This window comes from Bradyrhizobium diazoefficiens USDA 110, assembly GCF_000011365.1.
Lineage (GTDB): Bacteria > Pseudomonadota > Alphaproteobacteria > Rhizobiales > Xanthobacteraceae > Bradyrhizobium > Bradyrhizobium diazoefficiens.
Map to the genome: position 1 here is coordinate 1,912,695 of NC_004463.1, position 26,016 is coordinate 1,938,710.

A 26,016-nucleotide genomic window follows, 5' to 3' on the forward strand; every position below is an offset into this window, starting at 1 on the left:
ATGGCCCTGGTCACGGCGCCGACAAAAGCCTGCGTTGTCAACCCGCTGAAGATGAGCCAGCCGATCGGCGGCGCATACGCCTTCATGGGGCTGCGCGGTGCGATGCCGCTTCTGCACGGCTCACAGGGGTGCACATCCTTCGGTCTCACGCTCTTTGTCCGGCACTTCAAAGAAGCAATACCGCTGCAGACCACCGCGATGAGCGAGGTCGCGACCGTACTCGGCGGATATGAAAATTTGGAGCAGGCGATACTTAACATCTCCAAGCGCGCTAAGCCGAAGATCATCGGAATCTGCTCGACCGGTGTCACCGAGACCAACGGCGACGATGTGGAAGCGTACCTCAAACTAATCCGGAGTGCGTATCCGCAACTCACAAAGTTGCCGCTCGTATATGTATCAACGCCTGATTTCAAGGGCGCGTTCCAGGATGGGTGGGAGAAGGCAGTTGCACGCATGGTGGAGGTGCTGGTGGACCGGCCAAGTGCCAATGGCCTGCGGGATCCCTCGAAGGTAAATGTTCTACCGGGGTGTCACCTGACGCCCGGCGACCTTGATGAACTCCGTGCCTTGCTGGAGGATTTCGGATTGTACCCCTCCTTTCTCCCTGACTTGGCGGGATCGCTCGACGGGCATATCCCCGATGAGTTTACGTCAACGACCATCGGCGGCATTGACGTCGACGAGATCGCGAGCATGGGGCGCGCAGGGTGGACCATTGCAATCGGTGCGCAGATGCAGCGCGCGGCTGAGGTCATGCAGACTAAAACCGGGGTGCCTTTTCGTGTGTTCGAGCGACTGTGTGGTCTTCATCCAAACGACGATTTCATGATGTTTTTGAGCGAGATTAGCGGGCGCCCGATACCCTCGAAATATCGACGCCAGCGCAGTCAGCTCGCCGATGCTATGTTGGACGCGCACTTCCATATTGGCGGCCGCAAAGTCGCGATCGGTGCCGAGCCAGACCTTCTGTTCGATTTATCCGGCATGCTGCACGATATGGGCGCGCAGGTGACCGTCGCCGTGACGACCACTCAGTCTGAGGTGATCGAGCGAATCAGGACCAAGGAGGTTCTCATTGGTGACCTCGAAGATCTGGAAGGATTTGCAAAAGAAAAGCATTGCGATCTGCTGATCACGCATTCGCATGGAAGGCAAGCGGCGGGGCGGCTGAAAGTGCCGTTCTATCGCGTAGGTTTTCCGATATTCGATCGGCTTGGCGCGGGCCACCAAGTATCCGTCGGCTATCGTGGTACCCGCAATGTGATCTTCCAAATCGCCAATCTCGTGATCGCGCATCGCGACGAGAACGACCGACCTACACCCGATAGGTGGCGGACCACGCCCGGACTGCCACAACACGTGGGGCATCGCCGCTCCACTGGCGCGCCTGAAAGGTCAATTGCATGAAGGTCGCTTTTGCCACTCAGGATCTGAGACGCGTCGATGCTCATTTTGGCTGGGCAAAGAATATTGCAATCTACGATGTCGCGCCCAGCGGGCATGTCTTTCTTAAAGCTATCGAGTTTGAGGGCGATCTTGAGGAGGACGGCAGTGGTGACAAGTTGGCGCCAAAGATCCAGGCGATCAAGGATTGCGCCATCCTATACGTCGCGGCCATTGGTGGTGCCGCGGCTGCGCGAGTGGTGGCCAGCAAAATTCATCCTATCAAGGTGAGCAAACCGGAAAGCATTCACGTGTTGCTGGAAAAGCTCGAGTCGGTGCTGAAGGGCACGCCACCTCCCTGGCTGCGCAAGGTCCTTGCAAAGGACCAACCGCGATCGTTTGAGTTCGACGAATGAGATGATATGACCGCAAAAATAGCGCAGCAGGGCAGCGTCGTCGACGCACCATTTCTAATCGAGTTAGTCAAGCTTTGGCGCGCCCAGGATACCAATGAAGCCTGGGAAGGGAAGAGCGACCTTGATCTGCTCGAACCCTATATCCTGAACAGGGAGAGACGACGCGCATTGCCGATCATCGGTGATCCCGATCCCAATACACTATGGCGGCTTGAGTTGTTCTTCAATGCGGTCGGCCTGTCAGTAGAGAGGGAGACCGGCATTATGGTTCAGCCGATCCTGAAGCTGCATCATGAAGGCTTCGGGCGCATAGTGCTCATCGCAGGGCGGTTGGTCGCCGTAAACAAGCAGCTGCGCGACGTGCATCGCTTGGGATTCGATAATTGCGTCAAGCTGGCTCAAGAGGGGGATAGATATGTCAGCGAGGGAATTGGCCTGATTCGGAAATTTCCAGACGTGGCTAACTATTGAGGATACTCACTCATGGGCGATCAGTGAAATACTGAAGGCCGAACTAAAGAAAGTGTCCGCCAAGGCGATACAGGCCAAGATGGATCTGCACGACCTTTCGGAAGAATTGCCCATCAACTGGACGTCGATTATGGCGGTGGCGCAGAAGGCGTACGATGTCTATGTCGAACTGGAGCGCAAGAGTCGCGAGCTAAAAGAGCTGGAAAATACTTGAAGGGCAATGCATGTCATTTGCAACGCGAGACGGCCGCGACTGGATGCCACAATACCTAGCCTCGATCGATGCCAAGAAGTGCATCGGCTGTGGCCGCTGTTTCAAGGTGTGCGGTCAAGATGTCATGACTTTGAAAGGCATCAACGAGGAGGGCGAACTCGTCAACCTTGACAATGACGCGGACGATGAAGTCGAAAAAAAGATTATGGTTCTGAACGATCAGGGCGCCTGCATCGGCTGCGGTGCGTGCGATAGGGTTTGCCCGGCCAGCTGCCAGACCCACGTCCCAGCCGCAGCTGCATGAGCGAAGGGGATCTATCTCCCGTTCGCCGCAGCGCGTGGAGGGAGGCCCCGCTGGATCAGGTCAATCCGCAACGGAGACTCGTGCCAGCCGGCCCGAATGGCCCGATTTTTTCCCTGAATGGCAAGACGGAACGAGCGGAGATGCGCATGGCCGAATGCTGCTCAGCCCCGAGGCAAGCCATACCGGCTGTCTGGCGCCTGCTTGCAAGTCTCGCTCGTATCGCAGGATCCGCGTTTTGTCGAAAAGCGACTTGGCCTTGGGCGGGCGATCATATTACCGTCGTGGTCGTCTAGTCGGTTTTCCGAATAGGCACTTCCTTCGGAGCCAGTCGTGCTCATCCTATCCTGTGGCCTTCGGTTGCGGGATCGGCAGGAGCGAAAGTCTGCCGCGGTCCACGGGTTTTACAATTGTCCGGCCGATCATAGCCGCCGATCGCGTTGAAGCGCATGTGATGGTGGCACCTGTGTCTTCGCGATTCTATCCTGGGACCGGATGGTGCTGCTCCGAATTGGATGACAGTGCAATAGCACGTGCGAGTCGCGGACGCCGCGACAAAAGCACCGGGCAGCAATTCTGCGCGCACGCCGCCGATCCTCGATAGACGGCTGCATTGGTCAATGGCAGCGACGACCGAAAGTAAAGGGCGGTGCTGCAGATCTGCGCCGTTGAACGTCACATTTTTGATGATCAAGCGCGGACAATATCGCACGCCATCAGCCTGCGATTGCTGGCCAGCGGGTGCGTGACTCGCTTGCGGATTGCGCAGCCGCAGCCTCCGAGCGCCGGCAGATGCTTAGGTCAGGTTGTGGTCAGTTAGGTTGTATATTATGAACGCGAGCTTGCGCGGCATGAGCTCAATCGCGTGCAATGTTGCCGATAGGAGAGCGATCTGATGTATGGCAGAGTCGTTGGCTCATCCAGCCAATCCACAAGCGCTAATCAAGTTGATGAACCGGGAGATAGCCCCCGCTTTGCGGAAACACTTGCAGGTATGGAGCCAGGCGGGTCGTCATCTGAAACAAGGGCGTACTATCTGAATTCCGGTCCGCCCATTGTTGAGATCGACCAGCTTTCCTTCGATCGAGGGCTGCAGAGATTTTTGGGCCGCGACATCATGAACATCGCCATTAATCCGCAAGAGTACTCAGACTTCGTATCAAAGAAAGCTGAGCGGGCAGCAACGGTTGCTGGCAGCTATAGCGCCACTCACTATGATCCAGCCAGGCCCGTGCGCTTCTTCAGCTATCAATTGGGTGACGAAACAGTTGGCCTGTTGAGAGCAGGAGGTCCGGTTCGGATCAAGGGGGAGACCTTCCGGGAAAAGTTTGGGCGCAACGATCTCACGTCCGTGGTGGACCTTCGGGTCACTCATCCCCTGGTTGAGAACGCGGGCGATATTTTGCTTGAGTACCAGCTGAGAGAGGATGGTGATGATCCCTTGATCTTGTCAAAACCAGGCTTGCCCGGCATGGAACCCCGCCTAGCAGAAATGGGTTTTGTTCATGTGGGTCGAAATCACTGGGTGCTTGATCCTCACCAGCATCCCGAGGTGTGGACGAAGAATGAGAACGACCAGTGGCAGCGAGTAGGCAAGCCTACGAAGTACCTTAGTAAGGTGGAGGATGATGATGCCGCCGCTGAATCGACGGTCCAGGCGGACTATTCTGACGAAGATGATCCGTCAGTCTATTTGGAGCGCGTCCTCACGGGGCTAAGCATGGAGTAACGCAACGGCGACCCTGAGCCATTTTTCGAAAGCTGAGAGCAGTGATATCGACACTCAGTTTCGAAAGCGAATTGTTGCACGATGAGCCGTCACCTTGCTTGAAGTGCATGTTGCCGAACGCGCATGGAGTAAGGTGGCTGCAATAGCAACACCGAACCTGAAGTGATGGGCGTTTGACCGTTCAAAGCGCGGGCGCAACAGTCTTAGTTCAAAGGGGGCGCGCGCTCGCTGCGCGCGCCCTGCGCCGGCTGGAAGCGAGCACATGGCTCTTCTGCGAAGGCCGCGACGCCGTGAGACATACGCCATCGGAGGGCACCGTGGCCCCGCTATGCGGCGTGGCCATTAACGAGCAGCAGCGACATCCGCCGCGTTTGGCCGTCCGGCAAGCCCGGAGCGCGGAGCAGCAGTTCTGCAGCTAGCACGGAGGGAACGAGAAGGCTCAATGTTCCTTTGTCTGAAATATACGCCGCTGTGCAACGAGATCTGCTGAAATAGCCAAGTTTGCGCGTCGGATGACCAGACACGATTCGTTTCGGCGCTCGTACGGTTATTGCAGGGGCAATTGCACAGCGACAATTAAGTCTTGCAAGAGCAACCTATGCAGCCAACTCTCGTCTATGCGATTTGCAGCTTTAACGACATTCCGAGCCGCCAGGCCATCGGATTTCATCTTATGGTCCTCGAAGATGACGGCAATCACCGGCCGTGGCCCATCATTGTGGTGCGATGGGGCAAGAAGGTGCTTGGCTATGTCAATAAATGCCCGCACCACAGCGTCAATTTGGACTGGGAGCAGAACGAATTCCTCGATCCAAACGGTATCCGGCTGATGTGCGGCAAGCACGGTTCGACCTTCGAACTCGGCACCGGGCGGTGCGTCGAAGGTCCATGTCAAGGTAGAGCGCTTACGCCGATCGCGTTGGTAGTTGTGGATGGCGACATCTGCGCCGTCGGTGTGCATCTCGCGGAGGACGATGCATGAGCCAACAACTGAAGACCGCCCTCAGACCGGGCGGTTCTCGTTGCGGTTTTTCACAGCCTCCATCCTCTTTAGTCCGTCGTCATACGAGATTTCCTCATAGGATAGATCGAGATCCCTTGTGGCATCGAGGAGGTAATCAAGCTTGCCGGCCGGATCGAGCTTCTTGATGTCGTCCTTGTTCAGCCCGACCAAGTCCATCATCTCCTTCCAAACCGTGGATTCATCGCAGGGTAAGACGTGGAAGTTAATATCGCCGAGCTTAACTCGATACTTCGCCAGCAAATCGATGTTGTTGCAGAAAATGAAATAGCTGCCGATTGGGCTCAAGGCACCGTCGAGGACGGTCGCGACGTCAACAAGATACGCGAAGGAATGTAGGTAGCCGGCCAGCACGGGGATAGTGCGTTCTCCGTTTTGGGCGATCGTCAGAACCTGCTCAATGGAATAGTCTGGCGGTCGTTTCTCGTCCGCGACCTGAGTCTGGAACTTTAGTGCGACGTCGCCGCGAAAGCCGAACCGGCCCGGCTTGGTGGTCGCGCCTTTGAATACGGCGTTGAGAAGGCGGCTCTCCTTCTCAAGTCTGCCGAGTGCAGTGTTCTCGATAGCGGTCATTAAATCTGTCCTTGATCTATGCTCTTCACCGACGCGTTGTCGGAGCCAGATGCGATGCAAATTGCCTGCCGTCGCCTGCGTGGCGGCGTTCAGTGAAGCTCGGAAAGAAAACGCGCCGGTGGCTGGCACCGCCTTACGTGCCTTGTCAGGAACCCGACATCCGTTGCCAGCCAAGGGGCGCGGAAATGAGCATCATCAGGCGTCTGCGCGCTGGCACGTGACTTGCTCTTAGCTGGGCCTAAGCTGACGAGGCAAAGACGTGATCAACCTGACCGATAGCGCAGTCAATGCAATCAAGAGCGCGATTTCATCTTCGGAGCGGCGGGCGGGTGGTCTGCGCGTCATGATCGAAGCAGGCGGCTGCAATGGATTCAAATACAAGATGGGCATCGCCGATGAGCCAAAGCCTGACGACACCGTGATCGACTGCGATGGGCTCAAGGTGTTTGTCGATAGCAAGAGCCGAGAGCATCTGGCCGGCACAACCATCGATTTCGTGCTGGCACCGGAGAGCTCTGGCTTTACCTTTCATAACCCGAACGCGGCCACCAACTGCTCCTGTGGAAAATCATTCGGCTGATGGAAACATTGATCAGGCGATAAGGAAAGGGCAATGAACCACACCGGCCGAACCAGACCGACTGAAGAACTCGTCGATCCCCACGATGCGAGAGGGTCCCGTTCGCTGCGCGAACGAAGAGATCGGACCCAATCGCCAAGCCGAAGCTGGCGCCTGTTAGCTGATCGGCACGATAGCAGCATGCTCTTGGCGCGGCTCGACAATGCTGGCAAGCCGTACAAGCTTCCGAGCGTGAGTCTAGAAGGGATTCAGGGGCACCTGGTAGGTAAGATCGGAGGTTTGGATCGCCTGGTCCTCGTTGTTGCTGCAGGCGGGGTGGTGCAGTGAGCGAGAATCGAGCGCCGATTTACCTCGATAACAATGCAACGACGCGAACTGATCCATCCGTCGTGCAAACCATGTTGCCTTTCTTCACTGAGCAATTCGGCAATGCCTCGTCCGCGCATGCCTTTGGCAACGAGGCCGCAATTGCGGTGAGGCAGGCACGGAGAAGCTTGAGCGGCCTGCTAGGTAGTGCATACGATCACGAAATCGTCTTCACCTCGGGAGGGACCGAAGCCAATAATGCCGCAATCCTCTCGGCACTTGCAACCCAGGAAGGTCGAGACGAGGTTGTCACCACTTCGGTTGAGCACTCCGCCGTACTTGCGCTAACGGAGCAATTGGCGGCAAGGGGAGTCAAGACGCGCATTATTGCCGTAGATGCTTGCGGCCGGCTCGACATCGAGGCGTTTCGCTGCGCGCTTGGGCCACGCACAGCGATTGCCTCGGTTATGTGGGCCAATAACGAGACCGGAACGATATTTCCCGTGAAGTGTCTGGCCGGGTGGACCCGTGAGGCGGGAGCGCTATTTCACACAGATGCGGTGCAGGCCATTGGTAAAGTACGCTTAAACCTAAAGGACAGCACGATCGACATGCTTTCACTATCCGCGCACAAACTGCACGGCCCGAAGGGGGTAGGTGCGTTATATTTGCGTAAAGGGACAAAATTCCAGCCGCTGATCTGCGGCGGATCACAGGAACGAGGGCGGCGCGCTGGGACCGAGAATATTCCCGGAATCGTCGGACTAGGAAAAGCTGCCGAACTTGCGGCGGAGCGGCTTGAACCCGAGCGCATCCGCATTGGCGCGTTACGTGACCGCCTTGAGCAGGGAATTTTGCGCAATGGCGAGTGCGTTGTGCTTGGCGACATTCGCAATCGTTTGGCGAATACGACTAATATTGCCTTCGACCATCTCGAAGGTGAAGCGATTGCCCACCGTCTTAACCGGGCGGGCATCGCCGTATCGCTCGGGTCAGCCTGCAGGTCGGGCTCAATGCAGCCATCGCATGTTCTGCGTGCCATGCAGGTGCCTGCGTGGCGGATGCACGGCGCCGTGCGCTTTTCTCTTTCGCGCGAAACCTCCCTCGCCGAAGTCGATGAGGCCGTGTGCGCTGTGTCAGATATCGTGACTCGCATGCGCGCCAGCTCCCGCGCCACGGTCAGGGAGCAGACCTCGTGAAAATCATGATCCGCCGCTCTCCGGACACGGGCTTGTCAATCTACGTGCCAAAAAAGGATATCGAAGAGTCAATCGTGGCCTCCGAGTACGAGACCCTATGGGGCGGCTGGATCAAAGTCGCTAACGGTTGGGTGCTCGATTTGCCCGAGATGGCGAGCGACACACGGTTACCGATCACAATCGACGCGAAGAAGCGGGATGAGAGCGGCGACGATCCATGAAGCGCTCACGGAGATGAGCGCTGTCGATGCGGCGGATGCAAAGGTTACTCTCGCCGACCTTGGCGCCCGCCCTGGGGACCGAGATCATTGTCGTCTCTCTCGTCCTGGCATCAGGGAATTGAAAATGCGATGTGCTGAGCACACCAGATGCATCGGTCGGCTTATTCGCCGGTAAGTCGGCGCTGTCTCGGGGCTTTGGGGGTCGACTGGCTGCGGCGCAGCATATCAAGATCAGCAAACGTCGGCCCGCCGCGACGGCATTGATGAGGCGGGGTTTACTCAGCCAGTCGGGACAAGGCGATTGCACCATCATCTTTGGCCCTCATTGCTGCCTGTCATATTCGGACGCGTGTTGCCCTAGTATTGGCCTTATGATGTCCGGCTTCCCCAGTTCGGATCGGGCCAATTGAGAGCGGCAGCGCGCGAAAGCCCGTTCAGATGAGCTGGATCGGGGCGAGCCCCGCGAGAGTGAAAAGCACACGAGATGGAGCCCCGAGTGAGAATGGCGACGCATCTGTCGCTTTGCCAACAAGCTCATCATTGCTGTCTTGCAAGTGCCAACGCTATCGCTGCGCCTACTCGGTGTACTGTGGTTGCATTCGCATCATCCTCGCCACGGCATGCAAGTTGCTAATCTTCCTGAAGCGCGCTCTAGGATGATCTGTGGGCGTCGATGCTTGCAGGGGAGTGATCTCGGTCGTGGAGCGCGGAAAATATATCAAAGCAGCGGTCAATAGCGGGAAGATCATGCAGTCCATAACCGAGCATAAGGGCTGCCGCGCTTCGGCGAAGACCGGGCGGGCGAGCTGCGGCTCGCAGGCCGGCCGAGGCGATCTGCCGGTCGAAATCTGGGAAAGGGTGAAAAACCATCCCTGTTACAGCGAGGATGCGCACCATCATTACGCTCGCATGCATGTCGCGGTCGCACCTGCCTGCAATATCCAGTGCAACTACTGCAACCGAAAATACGACTGCGCCAATGAATCGCGTCCGGGTGTGGTGAGCGAGAAGCTCACCCCTGAGCAGGCAGTGAGAAAAGTGATCGCGGTCGCGACGACCATTCCGCAGATGACGGTACTTGGCATCGCTGGTCCCGGCGATGCCCTGGCCAATCCAGCAAAGACGTTCAAAACGCTCGCGTTGGTCACCGAGGCTGCTCCTGACATCAAGCTGTGTCTGTCAACCAACGGACTAGCGCTGCCAGACTATGTCGATACCATCGTGAGGGCCAAAGTTGACCACGTCACCATCACCATCAACATGGTCGATCCTGAAATCGGAGCCAAGATTTATCCATGGATCTTCTTCAACCACAAGCGATACACCGGCATCGAGGCGGCAAGGATACTCACCAATCGCCAGCTTCAAGGGCTCGAGATGCTTAGCGAACGGGGCATTTTGTGCAAGATCAACTCGGTGATGATCCCCAATATCAATGATGACCACCTGGTCGAGGTCAACAAGGCGGTCACGTCGCGCGGTGCCTTCCTTCACAATATCATGCCGCTGATCTCCGTACCCGAGCACGGAACAGCATTTGGCCTCAACGGTCAGCGCGGTCCGACGGCTCAAGAATTGAAGACGCTGCAAGATGCTTGCGAAGGGAAGATAAACATGATGCGGCATTGCCGGCAGTGCCGCGCTGATGCGGTCGGTCTACTCGGCGAGGATCGCAGCGCGGAGTTCACCAATGATCAGGTGATGAAAATGGACGTCCATTATGACCTAGAGATGCGCAAGGCTTATCAAAAAAGGGTAGAGAATGAGCGCGTCTCCAAAGTCGCGGCCGGTCAAAAGGAGTTGGCGGGAGTCTCCGGAGAGATGAGCGCGATCACTGTTCTAGTAGCCGTCGCAACTAAGGGCTCGGGATTGATCAACGAGCACTTTGGACATGCAAAGGAATTCCAACTGTACGAGCTCTCCACATCCGGCGCCAAGTTCGTCGGGCTACGTCGTGTGGAGGGTTACTGCCAGGCCGGCTATGGCGAGGAAGATAGGCTATCCGTGATCATGCGCGACATCCGTGACTGCCACGCGGTCTTCGTGGCTAAGATCGGCGGCTGCCCCAAGAGCGGCCTGATCAAGGCTGGGATCGAGCCGGTCGATCAATTCGCCTATGAGTACATTGAGAAGTCGACGATCGCTTGGTTCAGGGCCTATGTCGGCAAAGTAAAGCGCGGGGAGATCCAGCATGTGCAGCGCGGCGTGCCCCCGCGTTGGCCTGGAGATCGGATCTCTGCGGCGTAAGGAGGAATATGTGCCATTCAAAATCATCGCCTCGCAGTGCACGAGCTGCTCAGCTTGCGAGCCTTTATGCCCGAACGTTGCTATTTCGGAGAAGGGGGGAAACTTTGTCATTGAAGCGGCGAAATGCAGCGAATGCGTGGGGCATTTTGACGAACCGCAATGTGCCGCTGCCTGTCCGGTCGACAACACCTGCGTGGTTGACAGGGCCTTGCCTCGCTACCAGGCGCCCGTCTGAAGTGTGGAGCCTGACCGGCAATGCAATCGCTGGTGCTGAACACGTCCCAAACGTCGCGCTGCGAACTGGCGGCTCCGCAGGCGCCGGCGTCTGCTCTTACGGACGGTGGCCGCTCTGGATTCCTGCGATGGGGCTGTTGCTGGCGGGCAGCACAGCCTGGCGACATTTCGGCGCTCGAGGGCGCCTCGTGATGCGGAGCAGAGTGTCCCCTCGGCGTGCCCCCGCGCCGTCGGTGCATGAGGAGCGAAATATGAACAGAATTCTCCGGGATAGCGACGCCGTCGAGCTAAGCGACCCACCCGCCTTCAGCTTTGGCCAAAAGCTTCGCGCCAATCGCGTCATCCGGAATGATGGCACCTATCCCGGCAAGGAGATCGGAGACGTCTTGGTCAAGAAGGGGGAGGTGGGCTACGTCGTCTCGATCGGCACGTTCTTGCAGCAATTCTACATCTACGGCGTGGAGTTTTTGGAAAGCGGCTACCGCGTTGGCATGAAACGCAAGGAACTTGAGCCAGTGGATGCAGGCGAGGAGGTCGATGATTTGCCACTACCGGAGGAGTCATGACTCAGCGAGGTTTTCCAAAATATTGGTGGGGCCAGCGGGGTAAACCGACAGCCGACCTGATCAAGCACCGCTCATCGGTCGATACGGAGACGGACGGAGCTTCGCTCGCCGCCAGGCCGAGCCGCCAGACCGTCATCGATACTCTCAACAACAAAGCGCATGAGCCTATCTTTATCGTTGATTTTGGTGAGGAGCTGCTCATCTGCTGGAGTTCAAGAGAACATCAAAAGGCATTGAAGGGAGGCTTTCATCATGAATTCCGCACTGATGAGGAAAGTAAAACCGGGGTTGGCGCGTCATCTCAACGAGCTTGATCGCAAACGGATCGAACGCGGCTTGAGCGCGCGGAAGCGCTATCTCTACGTCTCGCCAAACGTGACGCCCGTGTGGGGCGGCTACTGCATCGAGAGTCCCTGCTGCTCGCGCAATATCGACAAGGATGGCGCGCTCGTCGATGTCGCGCTGATCCTTTATGATGGCGTGACCGGGATCTGGAAGCTGTTTCGCAAAAATCATGCGGGGGGAGTCTGGGAATTTTACAGCCTCTATCATCGCTTGATCCCTGCAATCGACGAATTGAATGCGGATCCTGAGCGCCTGTTCTGGCAATGAAGGACCACCGTCCCCGAGGATAGAAGAACGACGATGGCGATCACGACCGAGGAATTGATCGAGATCGAACGGCTGCTTGCTGCCGATAGCGACGGCATGGGTCCCTTTGTCCAGCTGCGCCGCGGGCGGGGCGTGATGCGTGAGTTCGACACTCAACGCGGGCGACCGGGATCGCATTGGCCAAAGGAATGTTGGGCCGTGAGCAATGAGCCGGCCGAATACGGCGCAGTGCTGTGCAAGCCTACCGATGATGTCTTGGAGTGGTGTCGCATGGTCGAGCAGTGCTACGACGCGCATCTGCAATCACGTGAAGGAGTCCCGCTAAGATATTCGAAATCGACCACATTACAGTCGAGCTTGTCGGGTGTCAGCTCGTGATCGTAAGCGGCCAAAATAAGGAATCGGTATGAGCTTGTAACAAATCATCATCCACGTCCGCTTCGCCCCGAATGGGCGGGTGATACAAATCGGCCAGCGTCCAGGGAAGCTCACTCCGAACGGGTGGTTCGATGTCCTCAACACCCGTGCCAGCTCGGCTTATCAGCCGCTCGCTCGTGGCCGCGGGGTATTCCGGTTGAGCCGAACTGCTGTCGATACCTTAAAGCAGGAAACGACGGGGCCGGGTTGAGCGAACCGGTAACCGCGATTTGATGAGTGAACAGATCGAGGGCGACGCCGTCTCTCCGGCCGACATTATTGTTCTGAGCGAGGCCATGGGCATTCAATCGCTGATAGCGGCGAGAACGTCGGCATTGCCGCAACTTCCCTCAATTGTGAGGCGCGCTATGACGCATTTGGTGTGCAACTTGCTCTTCGAGAAAGTTGATCGGGGGGATTGTTGCATGAATGAGAGGTCTCGATGCCGGGAGAAGAGGTTGTCATTGATCAGCAGGCGACCTTCGGACGTGAAGGTGCCTATCGCTCATCTCAGCGACGACAGCGAGTAAGGCGCCCGACCATTCCGACTGCCTTCGCAAGCGGGAGTTGGTGTCAGCAGGTGTCCATGCGCCAATGGACGGTCATCGTTGGACATTGCGGGCGGCTATGCGCTCACATCTCATCCCGACAGCTGAAATTCACTATCAGAGGATAGGCGCGTGAACTCAGAAAAAGAATTTCATCTCCCTCAACTCTATAGGCACCATGTCTTTGCGTGCAACACGCAGCGTCCGCCAAACCATCCCCACGGCAGTTGTGGCGCCTCCGGCGCGCAAGCTCTGTGGGATCGAATGGGCAAGGCGATCGAAGCGCAAGGCCTCGACGATATTGGCTTCGCGACTGCGGGCTGCCTTGGCTTTTGTAACTCTGGTCCTTTGCTGGTTGTCTATCCCGACGGAGTCTGGTATCGCGCGACCACGCCTGAGGATGTCGACGAGATCGTCATATCCCACCTCAAGCACGGCCAACGTGTCGACCGGCTTGTGATAGTGCTCAAGCGAAGCTAGAGGCGTCGCTTGGCGGCCGCTTGCCGGGTTAGCTAGCATGGTCGGCTCGACGTTGGGGGGCGGATCGTCTGAGATTAACCGGGCACTTCGCGGCCAAGATTAGGCTGTCAGCGGCGTATCGCCTTCTTATCAGGCAAATGGGAAAATGGCTTCGGTCTTAAGCGTGGCGAAACAGACGTGTGATCATATTCTGAGTCGACGTTTGTGTAATGTTACTCACGTGCTGCGCGATTCGTAACTTGCAGCGCGAGCAACGCCAGCGGTTCCCTCTCTTGCGAGCTGACGCGTCGATGGCGCGTCAGCCGGCTTTCCGTGTCAGTCCGGCGAGAGTAGGAGGCGAGCTCGATGATCCTGCTGGGATCCGAGTTTATCAAACGGCCTCTCCACTCTGGCTCTGCTCTAACGTCAGAACTTGTAAGCGACGCCGCCGCTGACGAGCCATGGATCAATATGGGCGCGGCCCGTAACGGCAATCGCATTGTTTAAGGTGGCCGAGTACTCCGGCCGCAGCCACAGCTTTTTAACGTCAAAGTTGAGGCCCCAGTGGCGATCGAGCATGTAATCGAAACCGAATTGGACTGCCGCGCCGAATTGGTTTTTGATGTTTAGATCCGTGACGGAAAGCCCGGCGAGCGAAGTATTGGCTGCCGATTGGTTGAAGAATACAGTGTAGTTGATGCCCGCGCCGACATAGGGCTTAAGCGGCCCAAAATCGGTGAAGTGATATTGCAGGGTCAGTGTAGGAGGCAAGAGCCAGGCTTTGCCGATATCGAGCCCTGTGAGCGCGCCATTGCCGCTGACGTGATGGCTGGTCACGCCGAGAATGAGTTCGGCGGCTAAGTTAGCTGTGAAGAAATAGGTGATGTCGAGCTCTGGTATAGCTTGATCGCTGATCGAAAGCCCAGAGTTGGGTGATGACAGCAACGGCGTCCCTGGAACGTTGACGGAACTGCCTGCGGTATCCGGCAAAACGCCAAGCACGCGCAGGCGGATCATCCACGGGTTGCGGGGTTCAATAGGGGGAGCTTTATAGTAGACCGGCGCCGGACCCAGATCAGCACCATGTACCGAGTTGCTGGCCAACGAGGTCGCTAGCGCGAAGACCGATACAGTTGCCAGGACTGTTCTTGCTCTCATCGAATTCTCCATTCCAAAAGTCGCGCGAGAAGCCGCGCAAGGTCTCTGTCACACATAAGGAACGGCGAAAGATTTGATACCAATCAAATATGGGAGCGATCGTGCCGCTCAGTTGCATCAGGATCACAGCTGCGAAACACGTTTTGCTAAAGGAAATACTCGCGCCAAGCAAGCCGCAAGTCGAGAACGTCATTCTTCTGGTGTGATCGTCCGGAACAGGCTCATTCGCTTGATCCCATCTTCGGGCAGCGCGTGCGAGTTGCTTGGTGCAGGCATCCCTGGAGATGCTCCTGCGTCTGGTGGCCAAGCAGCGACAGCGCGGGCTCGCGATCGAGCCCGGCACATCGTATTCCGTCTAAGTCGATCAACGGTCGTCGTATCAGGAGTGGATCACTCACCATCAATGCGAGTGCGCTCGCCGCGTCGATAGAATCGAGATTGACTTCGCCCGACTTGACACGAGGCGCGGCTCGGTTGAACCAGGAGCCGACGGGCATATTGCGAAAGAAGCTGCGCAATTCGTCCGCATGCCATGGCTCCTTCAAGATGTCCTGGACGACCACGTCATGACCGGCGGACTTTAGCGCTTGAATCTGACGCGCGTTCGTGGCGCAGCCGGGCTTCTGATAAAAGATGATTGTAGCCACGGCGTACCTATGTAGGCGTGCTATGCTGGGCGAATAGCACAGGGCTGCTGCTTCCCGGGAGCCATTCGAAGTTCTTGACAGTCAACGTCAATATCAGCGCATGGTGCGCCCTCAGCGAATTTGCAAAGCCGCTGGCCCGTCTCATTTTGACTCCGTCCGGCATCTTTACTCCTCACATGGCTGAGCTTGCGCGAGCGGCAGCAAGTTCTGTTCCACAATGGCGGCATCGGCTAAGTCAGCCTATTTGGCTGTTGGCGTTCATGTTTGCGATTGTTTGTTCGTTGTCTGACAGCCGGGCAGATCTTGTCAGATCCAAAACAGCCTACGATCGCGCGCCGGCTGGTTGCTTTTGGAAACGTAATCAGAAGCTTAAGGTGCCGGGTTAGACCTTGGCACGGCTGTTGCTGATAAGCGGCAGCAACACTGAGTGAGGGCTGAGTGCACGCCGACGTGTAAGGCGAGCGATGCGCTCCTTCCCTTGAACCCGTGTGCCCCCGTTTCTGCGAGGGAAGCAAAGCTCGCAAAAGAAGCGCGCAACGTTTGGCAAATCGGTTGATGGAGAGCAGCATGGCTTCACTAAGACAAATCGCCTTCTACGGGAAGGGCGGAATCGGCAAGTCCACCACTTCGCAGAACACGCTAGCGGCGCTGGCAGAGATGGGTCAGAAGATCCTGATTGTAGGGTGCGATCCGAAAGCGGACTCGACTCGCCTTATTCTGCACGCCAAGGCTCAAGACACGATTTTGAGTCTTGCCGCGAGCGCCGGCAGCGTGGAGGATCTAGAGCTCGAGGACGTAATGAAGGTTGGCTACCAGGACATTCGCTGCGTTGAGTCCGGTGGCCCTGAGCCAGGTGTCGGCTGCGCCGGCCGCGGTGTCATCACCTCGATCAATTTTCTTGAAGAGAACGGAGCCTACGAGAACATTGACTATGTTTCTTACGATGTGCTTGGCGACGTTGTTTGCGGTGGCTTTGCGATGCCAATCCGCGAAAACAAGGCGCAGGAGATCTACATCGTGATGTCTGGTGAAATGATGGCAATGTATGCCGCAAACAATATTTCCAAGGGGATCCTGAAATACGCGAACTCAGGTGGGGTGCGGTTGGGCGGCCTGATCTGCAACGAGCGGCAGACCGACAAGGAATTGGAACTGGCGGAAGCGTTGGCCAAGAAGCTTGGCACTCAACTGATCTACTTCGTGCCGCGTGACAATGTGGTGCAGCATGCAGAGCTGCGTCGCATGACGGTGCTTGAATATGCACCCGATTCCAAGCAGGCTGATCACTATCGGAAACTAGCGGCCAAGGTTCACAATAATGGCGGCAAGGGCATCATCCCGACCCCGATCTCAATGGATGAGCTCGAGGACATGCTGATGGAGCATGGCATTATAAAGGCCGTGGATGAATCAATCATCGGCAAAACCGCCGCCGAACTCGCAGCCTCGTAAAGGCCGCGAGTCGCCGCCTTGCGAAGGCGAGCGACAGATGCCGGTCTCCCTCACCCCCCTTCCCGGGGGGGCCGGCATACTGACGATCGGCCGCGAAAACCAGAGTGCGCCGTGACGAACCACGCATTGTGAAAAACCGCAGAGTTATGTCCGAGCCGCACGTCCTTCCGTTCACGACTGCCTGTGCTGCTGACGCCAATAGCCAGTTGCACAAGGGAATTTCAACCTACCGGCTGCTCACCGGTGAACATCCTGCAAATGCCGATATCGCCATCGACAGCAATCTCGATCGCCATGCCCTGGCGTCTATCCTGGCGGCTGCCACGATGGATGGTGGCTGTCTGTCTGAGAAAGTTGGCCTGTCCGGCGTTGAATTGGCGGTCTTACTGGAGCAGCACTTTCTCCCAACCGGGATCAGGGCCCCGGAGCAGGCCGCGCCCTTCAAGCGGGAAGAGGATGAGGAGATCGCAATGCTTCGCGATCTGTTGCTCAAGCATCGCTCGACGGAAGGGGATATCGGCCGGTGGCTGGCTGCGATGATCGCGCGCCGCGCCATGGAGCCGGACCATCTTTGGGAAGCTCTCGGCTTGCGTGATCGTGGCGAACTCTCGCTCGTGATGAGCCGGCATTTCGCGCCGCTCGCCGCGAGCAATGTCAACAATATGCGTTGGAAGCGCTTCTTCTACCGCATGCTTTGCGAGGACGAAGGCCTTGCGATGTGCACGACACCCGTGTGCAATCAATGTAACGAATTCAACATCTGTTTCGGTGAAGAAAGCGGTGAGAGCCGGATGGCCGAGCGTCGGCGCGATTTGCTGTTGCAGGCCGCAGCATGGCCGGCTGTGTCCAGCGGCCGGGCATCTGAAACGCCAGGAGAGACCGCAGTCGCATCGTTATCCGAAAAGGCTTCACCGCATTTGTAGGCCGCAGGTCGGAGGAGGGCGCGGATCACCAACTTGGATGCGAGCGGACGGCCGTGTGGTTAAGGCGGCAAGATCGAGTGCTAGGCTACAGTTCACCCGTGTTGGTGCGCCGCAACGGACCTGTCGCACCAAAGGGCAACGCGTTCGGCCTCATAGCGCTGTCGCATTTGCCACGATGCATTTGCTGAACAAGGTCATAAAGAGAAGCGTGACTTCTTGCACTAGGTCGGCCGTTAGGATCACAAAGACTGCGGCGGTAACGGCGGGCGCGGTCAACAAAAACATCGCGTCCGCGCAATTATCGAAGCAGATCTTCCGCTTACCATGATGGAGTGCCGCACGGACCCGGGAAAGAGGCGCCGACGCGAGGGTCGACGCAAGGGTGTCGATGAAATATGTGGTCCCTTGCCACAATATCCATGCCGTCTTCGGGCTGTGTAGTCATCAGGAGCTAACGATGGAAAAGGTCAACCAAGTGTTAGGATATACCGGGCCCGCGAACTTCAGGTGTCAGTCATGAGAAGTCTTTCCGCGCCGTCACCGAGTTCTCATCAGATTGAGCGCAACCGCAAAACCCGCGGGCGCGTTGTCGTTACTGTTTCGGATCCGCTCAATGTGGGCGCTCACCAGAGCTAAACCGAAGGAGAATATTCGATGATCAGCTCATCCCCAGCAACCGGTATTCTAGATCGACTCGGCAAGGCCTCATCGGCAGAGGAGTTTTTTTCGCTGCTTGGCGTCGAGTACGACCCTAAGATCGTGAATGTCGCGCGCCTTCACATTTTGAAGCGCATGGGACAATACCTCGCACAGGAGAAATTTGCTGGTGCCGCAGAGCCGGAAATCAGAACTCGATGCAAGGCGATGCTGGAACGGGCATATGGAGATTTCGTGGCATCGTCACCGATCGACGAGCGAGTGTTCAAGGTTTTGAAGGATGCCGTCTCAGACTCCAAGAAGGCTGCGGCCTTCGTTCCTTTGAGCGAGTTGAAGTGACCTAGCGTTCCACTGTAAGCGAAGTCTGTCCGGCGGACGCCGAGGCGCTCCGTTAATGCGGCTTTCTATTTATCGCGGCAAGTCTCTTAGTCATGGCCCGGCCAACGGCTGTCGTATTCCCGACCCATGTCCGGATTATTCGTGACCAGGTATCAGCAGCTGTTTGATGTGTGGCGCAAGCCAATACGTCCCACTGACTTCAATCGTCTTTGCAACTGGTACGACACTTGCTGTTGTCCTGCTGATCTGATCATCGATGCCGACAGATGGTGGCGCCCACGGTGAGTTTGAAGGAGGACCCATGATGCTGCTTACAGTGCCTGCCGAGCCCCCCTGCGGCATCATATCGAGGCCTACGATGCCGTCAGGTCTGTTCGCAACGGTCTTTGACGCGGTCGCAGTTTCGTAGTGACGGTGAGATGGTAGTCAATAATAGGTGTCCCCTTCGCGCGGCTCTTGCGGCGGCTATGCACAGTAGCGTCCGCATCAAATCGGCCCCCGATCCCGCTCAAATGTGTCTGCATCTCATCGCAGATAGAAACTGCGTTACGAAAAGTGGTGCCCTCCTCCCACACGGAGTGCCAGCGCTGGAGGCTCGGCACGGTCGCGTGACAGAAGCCTTGCCAGGACCTCCATCGATGGTACCGGCGAGGCGCCGCGAACGGACTAGTCAACTAAGGCATGGAAGTGGCCGGTCAGGATCACCTCGTCCTGGCCGGCCACGGTGGCGCTCGTCGAGCCCGGCACCCAAGGATTCAGTTTGCAAGATCCCTCCAAAGCCGGCCGAATGGGTGCGCCAATTGCGACGACGCGTATTGTGGTGCGACTGGTCCGAGCGCGCAGGCGGGCAGAGCAGCCAGCCACTTGCCGGCCAAAAGTGAACTTCGGTTAACGAAAGCGAAAAAGCAACCCGTGGCGCGGGCGCGCCTATCTCCAGAGGAATTTAGACTATGAGCAAGGTCAGCAAAACGGCGATGCCAGCAGGGGCCGGCCGCGGAGCAGCCAAAAAAGAACTGCCGGAGCACTTCAAGTCGTACAAGCACGTCTGGGTCTTCGTCGAGCTGGAGCGGGGCCAAGTGCATCCCGTTTCCTGGGAGCTCATGGGTACGGGGCGTGGTCTTGCCGACAGGCTAAAGGTGAATCTTGCCGCTGTCGTTGTCGGTCCGGAGGGGCAGCACACACGCAACGCCGCACTTGAAGCCTTTTGCTACGGCGCCGATCTGGCCTATCTCGTGAGCGACAATGTGTTGTCGGATTACCGCAACGAATCTTATACGAAAGCGCTCACCGAACTCGTCAACACCTACAAGCCCGAGATATTACTGTTGGGTGCCACGACGCTTGGTCGCGATCTCGCAGGTTCCGTGGCGACGAATCTATCGACGGGGCTTACTGCCGACTGCACCACGCTGGACGTGGACGCCGACGGTTCACTTGCGGCGACGCGGCCAACTTTTGGCGGCTCGTTGCTCTGCACAATCTATACCTTGAATTACCGCCCGCAGATGGCCACGGTCCGCCCGCGAGTGATGCCGATGCCTGCACGCGTTATGCGCGATGCCGCTCGTATCGTCGTTCATCCGCTCGGCCTTGTAGAAGACGATATAGTCACGAAAGTATTGTCCTTCCTACCCGACCGCGATGCAGAAACTTCCACTCTGGCCTATGCCGATGTTGTGGTTGCGGGCGGCCTTGGACTGGGATCGCCTGAGAACTTCCGGTTGGTACGCGAGCTCGCAGCTCTGCTTGGGGCTGAATATGGCTGCTCGCGTCCTCTCGTGCAAAAGGGCTGGGTTACGTCTGACCGGCAAATCGGTCAGACAGGCAAAACCATCCGGCCGAAGCTCTATATTGCCGCGGGCATTTCCGGTGCGATCCAGCACCGGGTCGGCGTCGAGGGCGCGGATCTGATCGTCGCCGTTAACACGGACAAAAACGCTCCGATCTTCGACTTCGCCCATCTCGCGATCGTCAGTGATGCTATGCAATTGTTGCCAGCCCTGACGGCTGCATTTCGCGCGCGGCTTCTGCCAGATTCGCGCGCCAGGATCGCGGTCTAGAGGAGATATTGATGATTGAAGAGAGATTCGATGCGATCGTGGTCGGAGCCGGTATGGCCGGCAACGCGGCGGCATTGACGATGGCCAAACAGGGCATGAAGGTGCTGCAGCTCGAGCGGGGCGAATATCCCGGATCGAAAAATGTGCAGGGGGCCATCCTCTATGCCGACATGATGGAAAAGCTGATCCCCGAGTTTCGAGAGGAGGCGCCACTCGAACGCCACCTGATCGAACAGCGGTTCTGGATGATGGACGATCGCTCGCATGTCGGCATGCACTACCGTTCGGAGGACTTCAACGAGCAGAGGCCGAACCGCTATACGATTATACGCGCCCAGTTTGACAAATGGTTTTCTTCAAAGGTGCGGGAAGCTGGCGCGATCGTGCTTTGCGAGACCACCGTCACAGAGCTCGCGCAGGACGATCGTAACAGGGTCGTCGGTGTTCGTACAGATCGCCGTGACGGCGAGATACATGCTGACGTCGTCGTTCTGGCCGAAGGGGTCAATGGCTTGCTCGGCACGCGTGCGGGCCTGCGCGCCCGTCCGGCACCCGATAACGTTGCGCTCGCGGTGAAGGAAATGCACTTCTTGCCCCGTGAAACCATCGAAGCACGCTTCAATCTTAAGGGGGATGAAGGCGTCGTGATAGAGGCTGCCGGTACCATTTCCCGCGGCATGACCGGGATGGGTTTCATCTACGCCAACAAAGAGTGCATTTCGCTTGGCATCGGTTGTCTCGTCGCCGACTTCCAACGCACGGGCCAAACGCCGTATGGCCTGCTCGATGAATTCAAAAGGCATCCCTCTGTGGCGCCACTGATAGCAGGGTCCGAAGTAAAGGAATATTCGGCGCATCTCATTCCCGAAGGCGGTTACAAATCGATCCCACAGCTTTATGGGGAGGGCTGGGTCGTCGTGGGCGATGCCGCCCAACTCAACAATGCCGTTCATCGTGAGGGCTCCAATCTCGCGATGACATCGGGCCGTATCGCGGCCGAAGCGATAGGTCTGGTCAAATCGCGCGGCGAACCGATGAGTGCAACAAATCTCTCAATCTACAAAAAGATGTTGGACGATTCTTTCGTCATCAAAGATCTCAAGAAGTACAAGGATTTGCCACCCCTCATGCATACCCACTCCGAAAATTTCTTTCTCACTTATCCGCAGCTTATCTCCAAGGCGATGCAGAACTTTGTGCGCGTCGATGGTACGCCCAAGGTTGAGAAGGAGAAGGCGAGCCTCAAATCCTTTGTCAAGACGCGGTCATGGTCAGGTCTGGTCGGCGATGCTTACCGTTTTGCCAGGGCCTGGCGGTGATCGCGACAGTGTGAAGTCCAACAGTGGAAGGCAAAAGCATGAATGTCGAACCCTCCGTGCGCGTCGAAGACAAGCTGTACTACAACCGTTATCTTGTCGACGCCGGGCACCCTCACGTCAGGGTACGTGCGCACAAGACGCCATCGCCGCAGCTCCTCACACTTTTGAAGGCCTGCCCGGCGCGATGCTACGAGCTCAACGACAACGGCCAGGTCGAAGTTACAGTTGATGGCTGCATTGAATGCGGTACCTGCCGCGTGATCGCCGAGCCGACCGGCGACATCGAATGGAGCCACCCGCGCGGCGGATATGGTGTTCTGTTCAAGTTTGGGTGATGACAGAGCGAAGGGTGGTGCGGCGTTAGCCGACGCAATCTCACTGTATCTGTGGCGCGCTCACTGTCACCTGCATAGCGCCGGGTTGTTTGAGAAGACACCCGTCATCGCAACGCGACGCAAGACGTGACATGCAGATAAGCAGCAAAAGGCTCGTTGTGGCGCCACTGAGTAGCGCCACGATGCCGTCGATCTGATGGCAGAGAAAAGATCAGTCTCCTGCCTGAGGGGAGGCAGGCCCAGCGGCCTCGAGTGCGATCGCCACTGACTGTGTGATCGCAGCAAAGCGCACGGCGGTCTGGATCGTCTCCGAATTGACGCCCGCGGCTCTCAATGTCCTCTCATGGGCATCAATGCAGATACCGCAGCCGTTTATGGAGGAGACAGCAAGCGACCACAGCTCGAAATCGGACTTGTCCACGCCGGGATTGCCAATCACGTCCATGCGCAGCCGCGGCGGCATCGTCTTGTATTCTGGGTTGGAAGCGAGGTGAACGAAGCGGTAGTAGACATTGTTCATTACCACTACGGAGGCCGCAGCTTTCGCTGCGGCGATCGCCACAGATGTCATCACGCCCGAGGCTGCCGATTCCACCGCGGCAATCAGGGCTGAATTGCGGGTGGCAACTGCACTCGCTACCAGCACCCCGTATTTTCGCCGCGGCGAAAGCGTCTCATCGGCCATCAAGGAGGTCAAGTTAATCCTGACATCCTTCGCGAAATCGGGAATCTTGTCGTAGATTTGTTCGATCGGCGACATGCTGCGTCACGCAACCTTCAGTGTTTCCCCGCCGATTTCGCGGTTGCAGGGACAGAGCTCGTCGGTTTGCAGCGCGTCTAGAACGCGGAGTGTGTCCTTAGGACTGCGGCCCACACTCAGATTGGTCGCATAGACGTGCTGAATCGTGTTTTGGGGGTCAACAATGAAGGTATAACGATAGGCAACCCCTTCGGGTGAACGCACCCCGAGGCCATCGACGAGCGTTCCCTTTGTGTCGGCAAATTGCCAGATTGGTAGATTGTGCAGGTCGACATGTGAGCGCCGCCAAGCAAGCTTGCAGAACTCGTTGTCAGTCGAGCCACCCAGTACAACCGCATCTCGGTCAGCGAATTCCTTGGAAAGCCGAGCAAATTCTGCGATCTCTGTCGGGCAGACGAAGGTAAAGTCCTTTGGGTAAAAGAAGATGATCTTCCATTTCTCCGGAAAGCTCATTTCGGTCAGCGTCTCAAACGCACTCTGCCCTTCCTCTTCCTGCGCTTGAAAACCGGGCTTCACGCCTGTGATGTCGAATGGCGGCAACTGACTTCCAATTCCGAGCATGGTGTCCTCACAAACTTGCTTTTGTAGATCGTGACCTCACTGGTGGAGCAAACCATATGCCACGCATTCTTAGACCTAGAATTGGCGCAACAAGACCAGCCCAGCGGCTTGGATACAGGCGCCTTTGAGCACGAAAGTACACGGGCGCTGGCTACGCGGTTGGCGGGAAGACGGCAGCCAGACCTAAACCGAAGCAATCTCGTCCCCGACCGGTAGGCACTGCACAGCCGGCCTGGCCGGGCTATGGCAGTTTGGCGCTCGCCGCTGGTAACTGCGACGTCGTGCCGTTCAAGGTCCACAATCGGCGCGTTCGCAAGGCATCGAGGCGGCGCAGCAGCGGACGCGGGAGCTAAGGCGGCTTCCGCAAATGGCGAAGGGTTTCGATGGGCGTGCGCCGCCCGGTATCGTTCCGACCAATAGCCGCAGCTGGGGTTGAACGGCGCCGGCCGCAAGGCATGTTTTTCGGAACGTCTGTTAAGTCCGGTACGCCTGGCTATCGTAACGATTCGGCGCGCAGGTCCGGTCAGCTCATTCCCGTTGTTTGGCGAATTTGCTGATCGCAAGGAGATGGGGTCCTGCTGCGAAGCGCCCGGGAGACGGCGGGCGCAGCCTCGGCAACCGTTTTTGTCAAGACCGGATTGTTCTGCTGCCGAACGGTTGGGAAATCGAGATCTGTTCTCCCCTCGCAACGTTCGCTTGCGAGCATAATGTGTGTGCCCCCCTCGAGTGCCGCTGCACCTGTAAGGTGATGCCTTCCTCGCTGCGCGACATCCAAAGCGGAATCGGCAGGTAGCCTCAAGATCGTCTTTGGCAGGTAAAGAACTGCCCGGAGCGCTATTCGAATCTATCTCATCTAGACTATCGATGATGGCCGCGATCTTGCTGGTGTGTTTCTCGCGTCCAGACATAGCCGTCCAAGGTGCTCATGGGGATGTGGCAGGCCTTGCAAGCCACCGCTCGGCAGCCCGAGCGGAACGGCGCGCGCGACTTCCGCGAAGAGCTATGCGGGATTTTGGGTGACGAGGCGATCAGGCGGCGTGGTTTTCCGGCACTTGGATGACCTCGATGCCGTTTTCGAATCTGACACCTGCGCTGACCTTCGGCAACTGATTTGTGCCTTTCAGCCGCCGCCAGGTCTTTGATGCGGCGCAGAGCAGCTTGAACACCATCAACTTGGCAGTCGTTGACGATAACGAACCTTTCGTGCGCACCGTTCTGTGCCGGACCGTCGCGAACACGCTTTCGATGGGATTCGTCGTCCGCAAGTGGTCCCAATGCTCGGCGGGGAATTCGTAGAACGCAAGCATTGCGTCGCGATCTTTCGTCAGGCACTCGACCGCCTTGTCGTACTTCGCTCCGTATTTCTCGGCAAAGACATCGATCGCCACTTCGGCCGAAGCTCGGTTGGACGCCAAATAGACCTCGCGCAGATCCTTCTTCATGCTGGCCTGTACCGACACTGCGACTTTGTTCAAGATATTCGCGGTTTTGTGCACCCAGCACCGCTGATGTCGCGTGGCGGGAAAGACCTCGTCGAGCGCCTTCCAGAAGCCGAGCGCGCCGTCACCGACGGCGATTTCCGGGGCGATCTTCAGCCCACGGGTTTTCGCCTCGACGAGCAGTTCGTGCCAGCTCTGCGTGCTCTCGCGCACGCCGACCTGGAAGCCGATGAGTTCCTTCTTGCCTTCCGGCGTCGCGCCGATCAGCACCAGCATGCATTCGCTGTGGTCTTCCATGCGAGCCTGCAGGAAGACGCCGTCCGCCCACACGTATACGTACCGGCGCGCCGACAGATCGCGCTTCTGCCAACGCTCGTACTCGAGCTGCCACTCCGTCGTCAGTCTGGAAACCACCCCCGGAGAAAGATTCGGCGCATCCTTGCCCAAGAGCGCCGCCAGCGCCTCCTGGAAGTCGCCCGTCGAGATGCCTCGCAGGTACAGAACCGGCAAAAGTGCATCCAAGCTCTTCGTGCGCCGTGCCCACAACGGCAGGATCGCCGAGGTGAAGCGGATCCGCTCGCCATCGCTGGTCACCGCGCGATCGCGAATCTTTACCCGGGCGACTTCGACGGCGCCGATCCCCGTCTGGATCGTCCGCACTGGACCATGGCCGTGCCGCACGAGGCGGTCGCGGCCATCGGGACGCTTCAAGCCCTTCATCGCGGCGAGAAACGCCTCGGCTTCCATCTCGACAGCCTGCGCAAGCAGCTGCCGAGCACCAGATCGCAAAATATTCGTCAGTGGATCGTCGATCTCATCGGGCTGACGCAGTGGGACAATGTTGCTATGCTCGTTCATGGCGTATC

30 protein-coding genes are annotated in these 26,016 nt (G+C 57.7%); 24 read left to right on the forward strand and 6 right to left on the reverse strand.

The genetic code is table 11. The features are described 5' to 3' along the window. The 7 genes from nifN to BJA_RS08835 all read left to right on the forward strand — a co-directional run bounded on the left by nifN (position 1) and on the right by BJA_RS08835 (position 5,499). Complete coding sequence (nifN, locus tag BJA_RS08805; protein ID WP_011084555.1) at positions 1–1,410, forward strand: nitrogenase iron-molybdenum cofactor biosynthesis protein NifN; 1,410 nt, start codon at positions 1–3, stop codon at positions 1,408–1,410. Continuing rightward, a complete protein-coding gene (gene nifX / locus BJA_RS08810) occupies positions 1,407–1,802 on the forward strand; it encodes a nitrogen fixation protein NifX (RefSeq protein WP_011084556.1) in 396 nt (131 codons plus the stop codon). The genes nifN and nifX overlap by 4 nt, the downstream gene beginning before the upstream one ends. Before the next feature lie 6 nt (positions 1,803–1,808). Next, entirely contained in the window at positions 1,809–2,273 is a 465-nt protein-coding gene (locus BJA_RS08815; RefSeq protein ID WP_011084557.1) for a NifX-associated nitrogen fixation protein, read from the forward strand. Positions 2,274–2,292: 19 nt separating this feature from the next. Beyond that, positions 2,293–2,487 (forward strand): CCE_0567 family metalloprotein, encoded by a 195-nt coding sequence (locus BJA_RS08820; RefSeq protein ID WP_026312876.1) that lies wholly within the window; start codon positions 2,293–2,295, stop codon positions 2,485–2,487. A gap of 10 nt (positions 2,488–2,497) precedes the next feature. Further along, the gene (gene fdxB, locus BJA_RS08825; RefSeq protein ID WP_011084559.1) at positions 2,498–2,791 is read left to right on the forward strand and encodes a ferredoxin III, nif-specific; all 294 of its coding nucleotides are present in this window, start codon (positions 2,498–2,500) and stop codon (positions 2,789–2,791) included. An 892-nt stretch (positions 2,792–3,683) separates the two neighbouring features. Next, complete coding sequence (locus tag BJA_RS08830) at positions 3,684–4,517, forward strand: host specificity protein (protein ID WP_232208720.1); 834 nt, start codon at positions 3,684–3,686, stop codon at positions 4,515–4,517. A 598-nt stretch (positions 4,518–5,115) separates the two neighbouring features. Next, complete coding sequence (locus BJA_RS08835; protein WP_011084562.1) at positions 5,116–5,499, forward strand: Rieske (2Fe-2S) protein; 384 nt, start codon at positions 5,116–5,118, stop codon at positions 5,497–5,499. Positions 5,500–5,520: 21 nt separating this feature from the next. Here BJA_RS08835 and BJA_RS08840 read toward each other — a convergent pair whose 3' ends face one another. Next, positions 5,521–6,111, reverse strand: coding sequence for a hypothetical protein (locus tag BJA_RS08840; RefSeq protein WP_014497969.1), 591 nt, complete (start codon positions 6,109–6,111; stop codon positions 5,521–5,523). A 259-nt stretch (positions 6,112–6,370) separates the two neighbouring features. Here BJA_RS08840 and BJA_RS08845 point away from each other — a divergent pair, with 259 nt between their 5' ends. From BJA_RS08845 to BJA_RS08895, 10 genes are all read left to right on the forward strand, one after another. Continuing rightward, the gene (locus tag BJA_RS08845; RefSeq protein ID WP_011084564.1) at positions 6,371–6,691 is read left to right on the forward strand and encodes an iron-sulfur cluster assembly accessory protein; all 321 of its coding nucleotides are present in this window, start codon (positions 6,371–6,373) and stop codon (positions 6,689–6,691) included. Positions 6,692–7,014: 323 nt separating this feature from the next. Further along, positions 7,015–8,196, forward strand: coding sequence for a cysteine desulfurase NifS (nifS, locus tag BJA_RS08855; protein WP_011084565.1), 1,182 nt, complete (start codon positions 7,015–7,017; stop codon positions 8,194–8,196). After that, positions 8,193–8,417, forward strand: a complete 225-nt coding sequence (gene nifT / locus BJA_RS08860; protein ID WP_011084566.1) for a putative nitrogen fixation protein NifT — start codon at positions 8,193–8,195, stop codon at positions 8,415–8,417. Before nifS ends, nifT begins: the two co-directional genes overlap by 4 nt. Positions 8,418–9,164: 747 nt before the next feature. After that, entirely contained in the window at positions 9,165–10,664 is a 1,500-nt protein-coding gene (gene nifB, locus BJA_RS08865; RefSeq protein WP_011084568.1) for a nitrogenase cofactor biosynthesis protein NifB, read from the forward strand. A gap of 10 nt (positions 10,665–10,674) precedes the next feature. Then, positions 10,675–10,899, forward strand: a complete 225-nt coding sequence (locus tag BJA_RS08870; protein ID WP_011084569.1) for a 4Fe-4S binding protein — start codon at positions 10,675–10,677, stop codon at positions 10,897–10,899. A 250-nt stretch (positions 10,900–11,149) separates the two neighbouring features. Beyond that, the gene (locus BJA_RS08875) at positions 11,150–11,464 is read left to right on the forward strand and encodes a nitrogen fixation protein NifZ (protein ID WP_028153326.1); all 315 of its coding nucleotides are present in this window, start codon (positions 11,150–11,152) and stop codon (positions 11,462–11,464) included. Further along, a complete protein-coding gene (locus BJA_RS08880; protein ID WP_014497965.1) occupies positions 11,461–11,778 on the forward strand; it encodes a hypothetical protein in 318 nt (105 codons plus the stop codon). The genes BJA_RS08875 and BJA_RS08880 overlap by 4 nt, the downstream gene beginning before the upstream one ends. After that, positions 11,717–12,076 (forward strand): DUF3024 domain-containing protein, encoded by a 360-nt coding sequence (locus BJA_RS08885; RefSeq protein WP_014497964.1) that lies wholly within the window; start codon positions 11,717–11,719, stop codon positions 12,074–12,076. The genes BJA_RS08880 and BJA_RS08885 overlap by 62 nt, the downstream gene beginning before the upstream one ends. Before the next feature lie 33 nt (positions 12,077–12,109). Then, positions 12,110–12,454: a hypothetical protein gene (locus tag BJA_RS08890; RefSeq protein ID WP_011084572.1), complete on the forward strand. Its 345-nt coding sequence runs from the start codon at positions 12,110–12,112 to the stop codon at positions 12,452–12,454. Positions 12,455–13,173: 719 nt separating this feature from the next. Next, entirely contained in the window at positions 13,174–13,521 is a 348-nt protein-coding gene (locus BJA_RS08895; RefSeq protein WP_011084574.1) for a (2Fe-2S) ferredoxin domain-containing protein, read from the forward strand. Positions 13,522–13,926: 405 nt separating this feature from the next. On the opposite strand, the gene BJA_RS08900 is transcribed toward BJA_RS08895, so the two are convergent. Both BJA_RS08900 and BJA_RS08905 read right to left on the reverse strand, forming a co-directional pair. Further along, on the reverse strand, positions 13,927–14,670 hold the full coding sequence (locus BJA_RS08900; protein ID WP_063921396.1) for an OmpW/AlkL family protein: 744 nt from the start codon (positions 14,668–14,670) through the stop codon (positions 13,927–13,929). Positions 14,671–14,879: 209 nt separating this feature from the next. Further along, positions 14,880–15,305, reverse strand: coding sequence for an ArsC/Spx/MgsR family protein (locus BJA_RS08905; protein WP_011084576.1), 426 nt, complete (start codon positions 15,303–15,305; stop codon positions 14,880–14,882). Between the two features lie 74 nt (positions 15,306–15,379). On the opposite strand from BJA_RS08905, the gene BJA_RS08910 reads away from it, so the two are divergent. The 7 genes from BJA_RS08910 (at position 15,380) to BJA_RS08940 (ending at position 22,390) form a co-directional block, all read left to right on the forward strand. Continuing rightward, positions 15,380–15,691 carry a hypothetical protein gene (locus tag BJA_RS08910; RefSeq protein WP_161170736.1) on the forward strand — a complete coding sequence of 104 codons (312 nt, stop codon included), beginning with the start codon at positions 15,380–15,382 and terminating at the stop codon, positions 15,689–15,691. 181 nt (positions 15,692–15,872) lie between these two features. Beyond that, entirely contained in the window at positions 15,873–16,757 is an 885-nt protein-coding gene (gene nifH, locus BJA_RS08915) for a nitrogenase iron protein (RefSeq protein ID WP_011084578.1), read from the forward strand. Positions 16,758–16,861: 104 nt separating this feature from the next. Next, entirely contained in the window at positions 16,862–17,680 is an 819-nt protein-coding gene (locus BJA_RS08920) for a nitrogen fixation protein NifQ (RefSeq protein WP_011084579.1), read from the forward strand. A gap of 654 nt (positions 17,681–18,334) precedes the next feature. Further along, complete coding sequence (gene nifW / locus BJA_RS08925; RefSeq protein WP_011084580.1) at positions 18,335–18,676, forward strand: nitrogenase stabilizing/protective protein NifW; 342 nt, start codon at positions 18,335–18,337, stop codon at positions 18,674–18,676. Between the two features lie 950 nt (positions 18,677–19,626). Next, a complete protein-coding gene (locus BJA_RS08930) occupies positions 19,627–20,736 on the forward strand; it encodes an electron transfer flavoprotein subunit alpha/FixB family protein (protein ID WP_011084582.1) in 1,110 nt (369 codons plus the stop codon). 11 nt (positions 20,737–20,747) lie between these two features. Beyond that, complete coding sequence (locus BJA_RS08935) at positions 20,748–22,055, forward strand: FAD-dependent monooxygenase (protein WP_011084583.1); 1,308 nt, start codon at positions 20,748–20,750, stop codon at positions 22,053–22,055. Between the two features lie 38 nt (positions 22,056–22,093). Continuing rightward, the gene (locus tag BJA_RS08940; protein WP_011084584.1) at positions 22,094–22,390 is read left to right on the forward strand and encodes a ferredoxin family protein; all 297 of its coding nucleotides are present in this window, start codon (positions 22,094–22,096) and stop codon (positions 22,388–22,390) included. Between the two features lie 211 nt (positions 22,391–22,601). Here the strand turns inward: BJA_RS08940 and BJA_RS08945 are convergent, their stop codons facing one another. From BJA_RS08945 to BJA_RS08955, 3 genes are all read right to left on the reverse strand, one after another. Then, positions 22,602–23,150, reverse strand: a complete 549-nt coding sequence (locus tag BJA_RS08945; RefSeq protein ID WP_011084585.1) for a carboxymuconolactone decarboxylase family protein — start codon at positions 23,148–23,150, stop codon at positions 22,602–22,604. A 6-nt stretch (positions 23,151–23,156) separates the two neighbouring features. Further along, the gene (locus BJA_RS08950; RefSeq protein ID WP_011084586.1) at positions 23,157–23,711 is read right to left on the reverse strand and encodes a peroxiredoxin; all 555 of its coding nucleotides are present in this window, start codon (positions 23,709–23,711) and stop codon (positions 23,157–23,159) included. Between the two features lie 1,028 nt (positions 23,712–24,739). Beyond that, positions 24,740–26,008, reverse strand: a complete 1,269-nt coding sequence (locus tag BJA_RS08955) for an IS256 family transposase (protein WP_038968105.1) — start codon at positions 26,006–26,008, stop codon at positions 24,740–24,742. Between the last annotated feature and the right edge of the window lie 8 nt (positions 26,009–26,016).

Coding starts and splice junctions, on each gene's coding strand:
- BJA_RS08885 (WP_014497964.1), top strand. CDS start 11,717: ATGAATTCCGCACTGATGAGGAAAGTAAAACCGGGGTTGGCGCGTCAT.
- BJA_RS08945 (WP_011084585.1), bottom strand. CDS start 23,150: ATGTCGCCGATCGAACAAATCTACGACAAGATTCCCGATTTCGCGAAG.
- BJA_RS08840 (WP_014497969.1), bottom strand. CDS start 6,111: ATGACCGCTATCGAGAACACTGCACTCGGCAGACTTGAGAAGGAGAGC.
- BJA_RS08930 (WP_011084582.1), top strand. CDS start 19,627: ATGAGCAAGGTCAGCAAAACGGCGATGCCAGCAGGGGCCGGCCGCGGA.
- BJA_RS08880 (WP_014497965.1), top strand. CDS start 11,461: ATGACTCAGCGAGGTTTTCCAAAATATTGGTGGGGCCAGCGGGGTAAA.
- BJA_RS08900 (WP_063921396.1), bottom strand. CDS start 14,670: ATGGAGAATTCGATGAGAGCAAGAACAGTCCTGGCAACTGTATCGGTC.
- BJA_RS08955 (WP_038968105.1), bottom strand. CDS start 26,008: ATGAACGAGCATAGCAACATTGTCCCACTGCGTCAGCCCGATGAGATC.
- BJA_RS08940 (WP_011084584.1), top strand. CDS start 22,094: ATGAATGTCGAACCCTCCGTGCGCGTCGAAGACAAGCTGTACTACAAC.
- nifB (WP_011084568.1), top strand. CDS start 9,165: ATGCAGTCCATAACCGAGCATAAGGGCTGCCGCGCTTCGGCGAAGACC.
- BJA_RS08950 (WP_011084586.1), bottom strand. CDS start 23,711: ATGCTCGGAATTGGAAGTCAGTTGCCGCCATTCGACATCACAGGCGTG.
- BJA_RS08835 (WP_011084562.1), top strand. CDS start 5,116: ATGCAGCCAACTCTCGTCTATGCGATTTGCAGCTTTAACGACATTCCG.
- BJA_RS08890 (WP_011084572.1), top strand. CDS start 12,110: ATGGCGATCACGACCGAGGAATTGATCGAGATCGAACGGCTGCTTGCT.
- BJA_RS08830 (WP_232208720.1), top strand. CDS start 3,684: ATGTATGGCAGAGTCGTTGGCTCATCCAGCCAATCCACAAGCGCTAAT.
- nifH (WP_011084578.1), top strand. CDS start 15,873: ATGGCTTCACTAAGACAAATCGCCTTCTACGGGAAGGGCGGAATCGGC.
- nifN (WP_011084555.1), top strand. CDS start 1: ATGGCCCTGGTCACGGCGCCGACAAAAGCCTGCGTTGTCAACCCGCTG.
- nifW (WP_011084580.1), top strand. CDS start 18,335: ATGATCAGCTCATCCCCAGCAACCGGTATTCTAGATCGACTCGGCAAG.
- BJA_RS08815 (WP_011084557.1), top strand. CDS start 1,809: ATGACCGCAAAAATAGCGCAGCAGGGCAGCGTCGTCGACGCACCATTT.
- nifX (WP_011084556.1), top strand. CDS start 1,407: ATGAAGGTCGCTTTTGCCACTCAGGATCTGAGACGCGTCGATGCTCAT.
- BJA_RS08935 (WP_011084583.1), top strand. CDS start 20,748: ATGATTGAAGAGAGATTCGATGCGATCGTGGTCGGAGCCGGTATGGCC.
- fdxB (WP_011084559.1), top strand. CDS start 2,498: ATGTCATTTGCAACGCGAGACGGCCGCGACTGGATGCCACAATACCTA.
- BJA_RS08875 (WP_028153326.1), top strand. CDS start 11,150: ATGAACAGAATTCTCCGGGATAGCGACGCCGTCGAGCTAAGCGACCCA.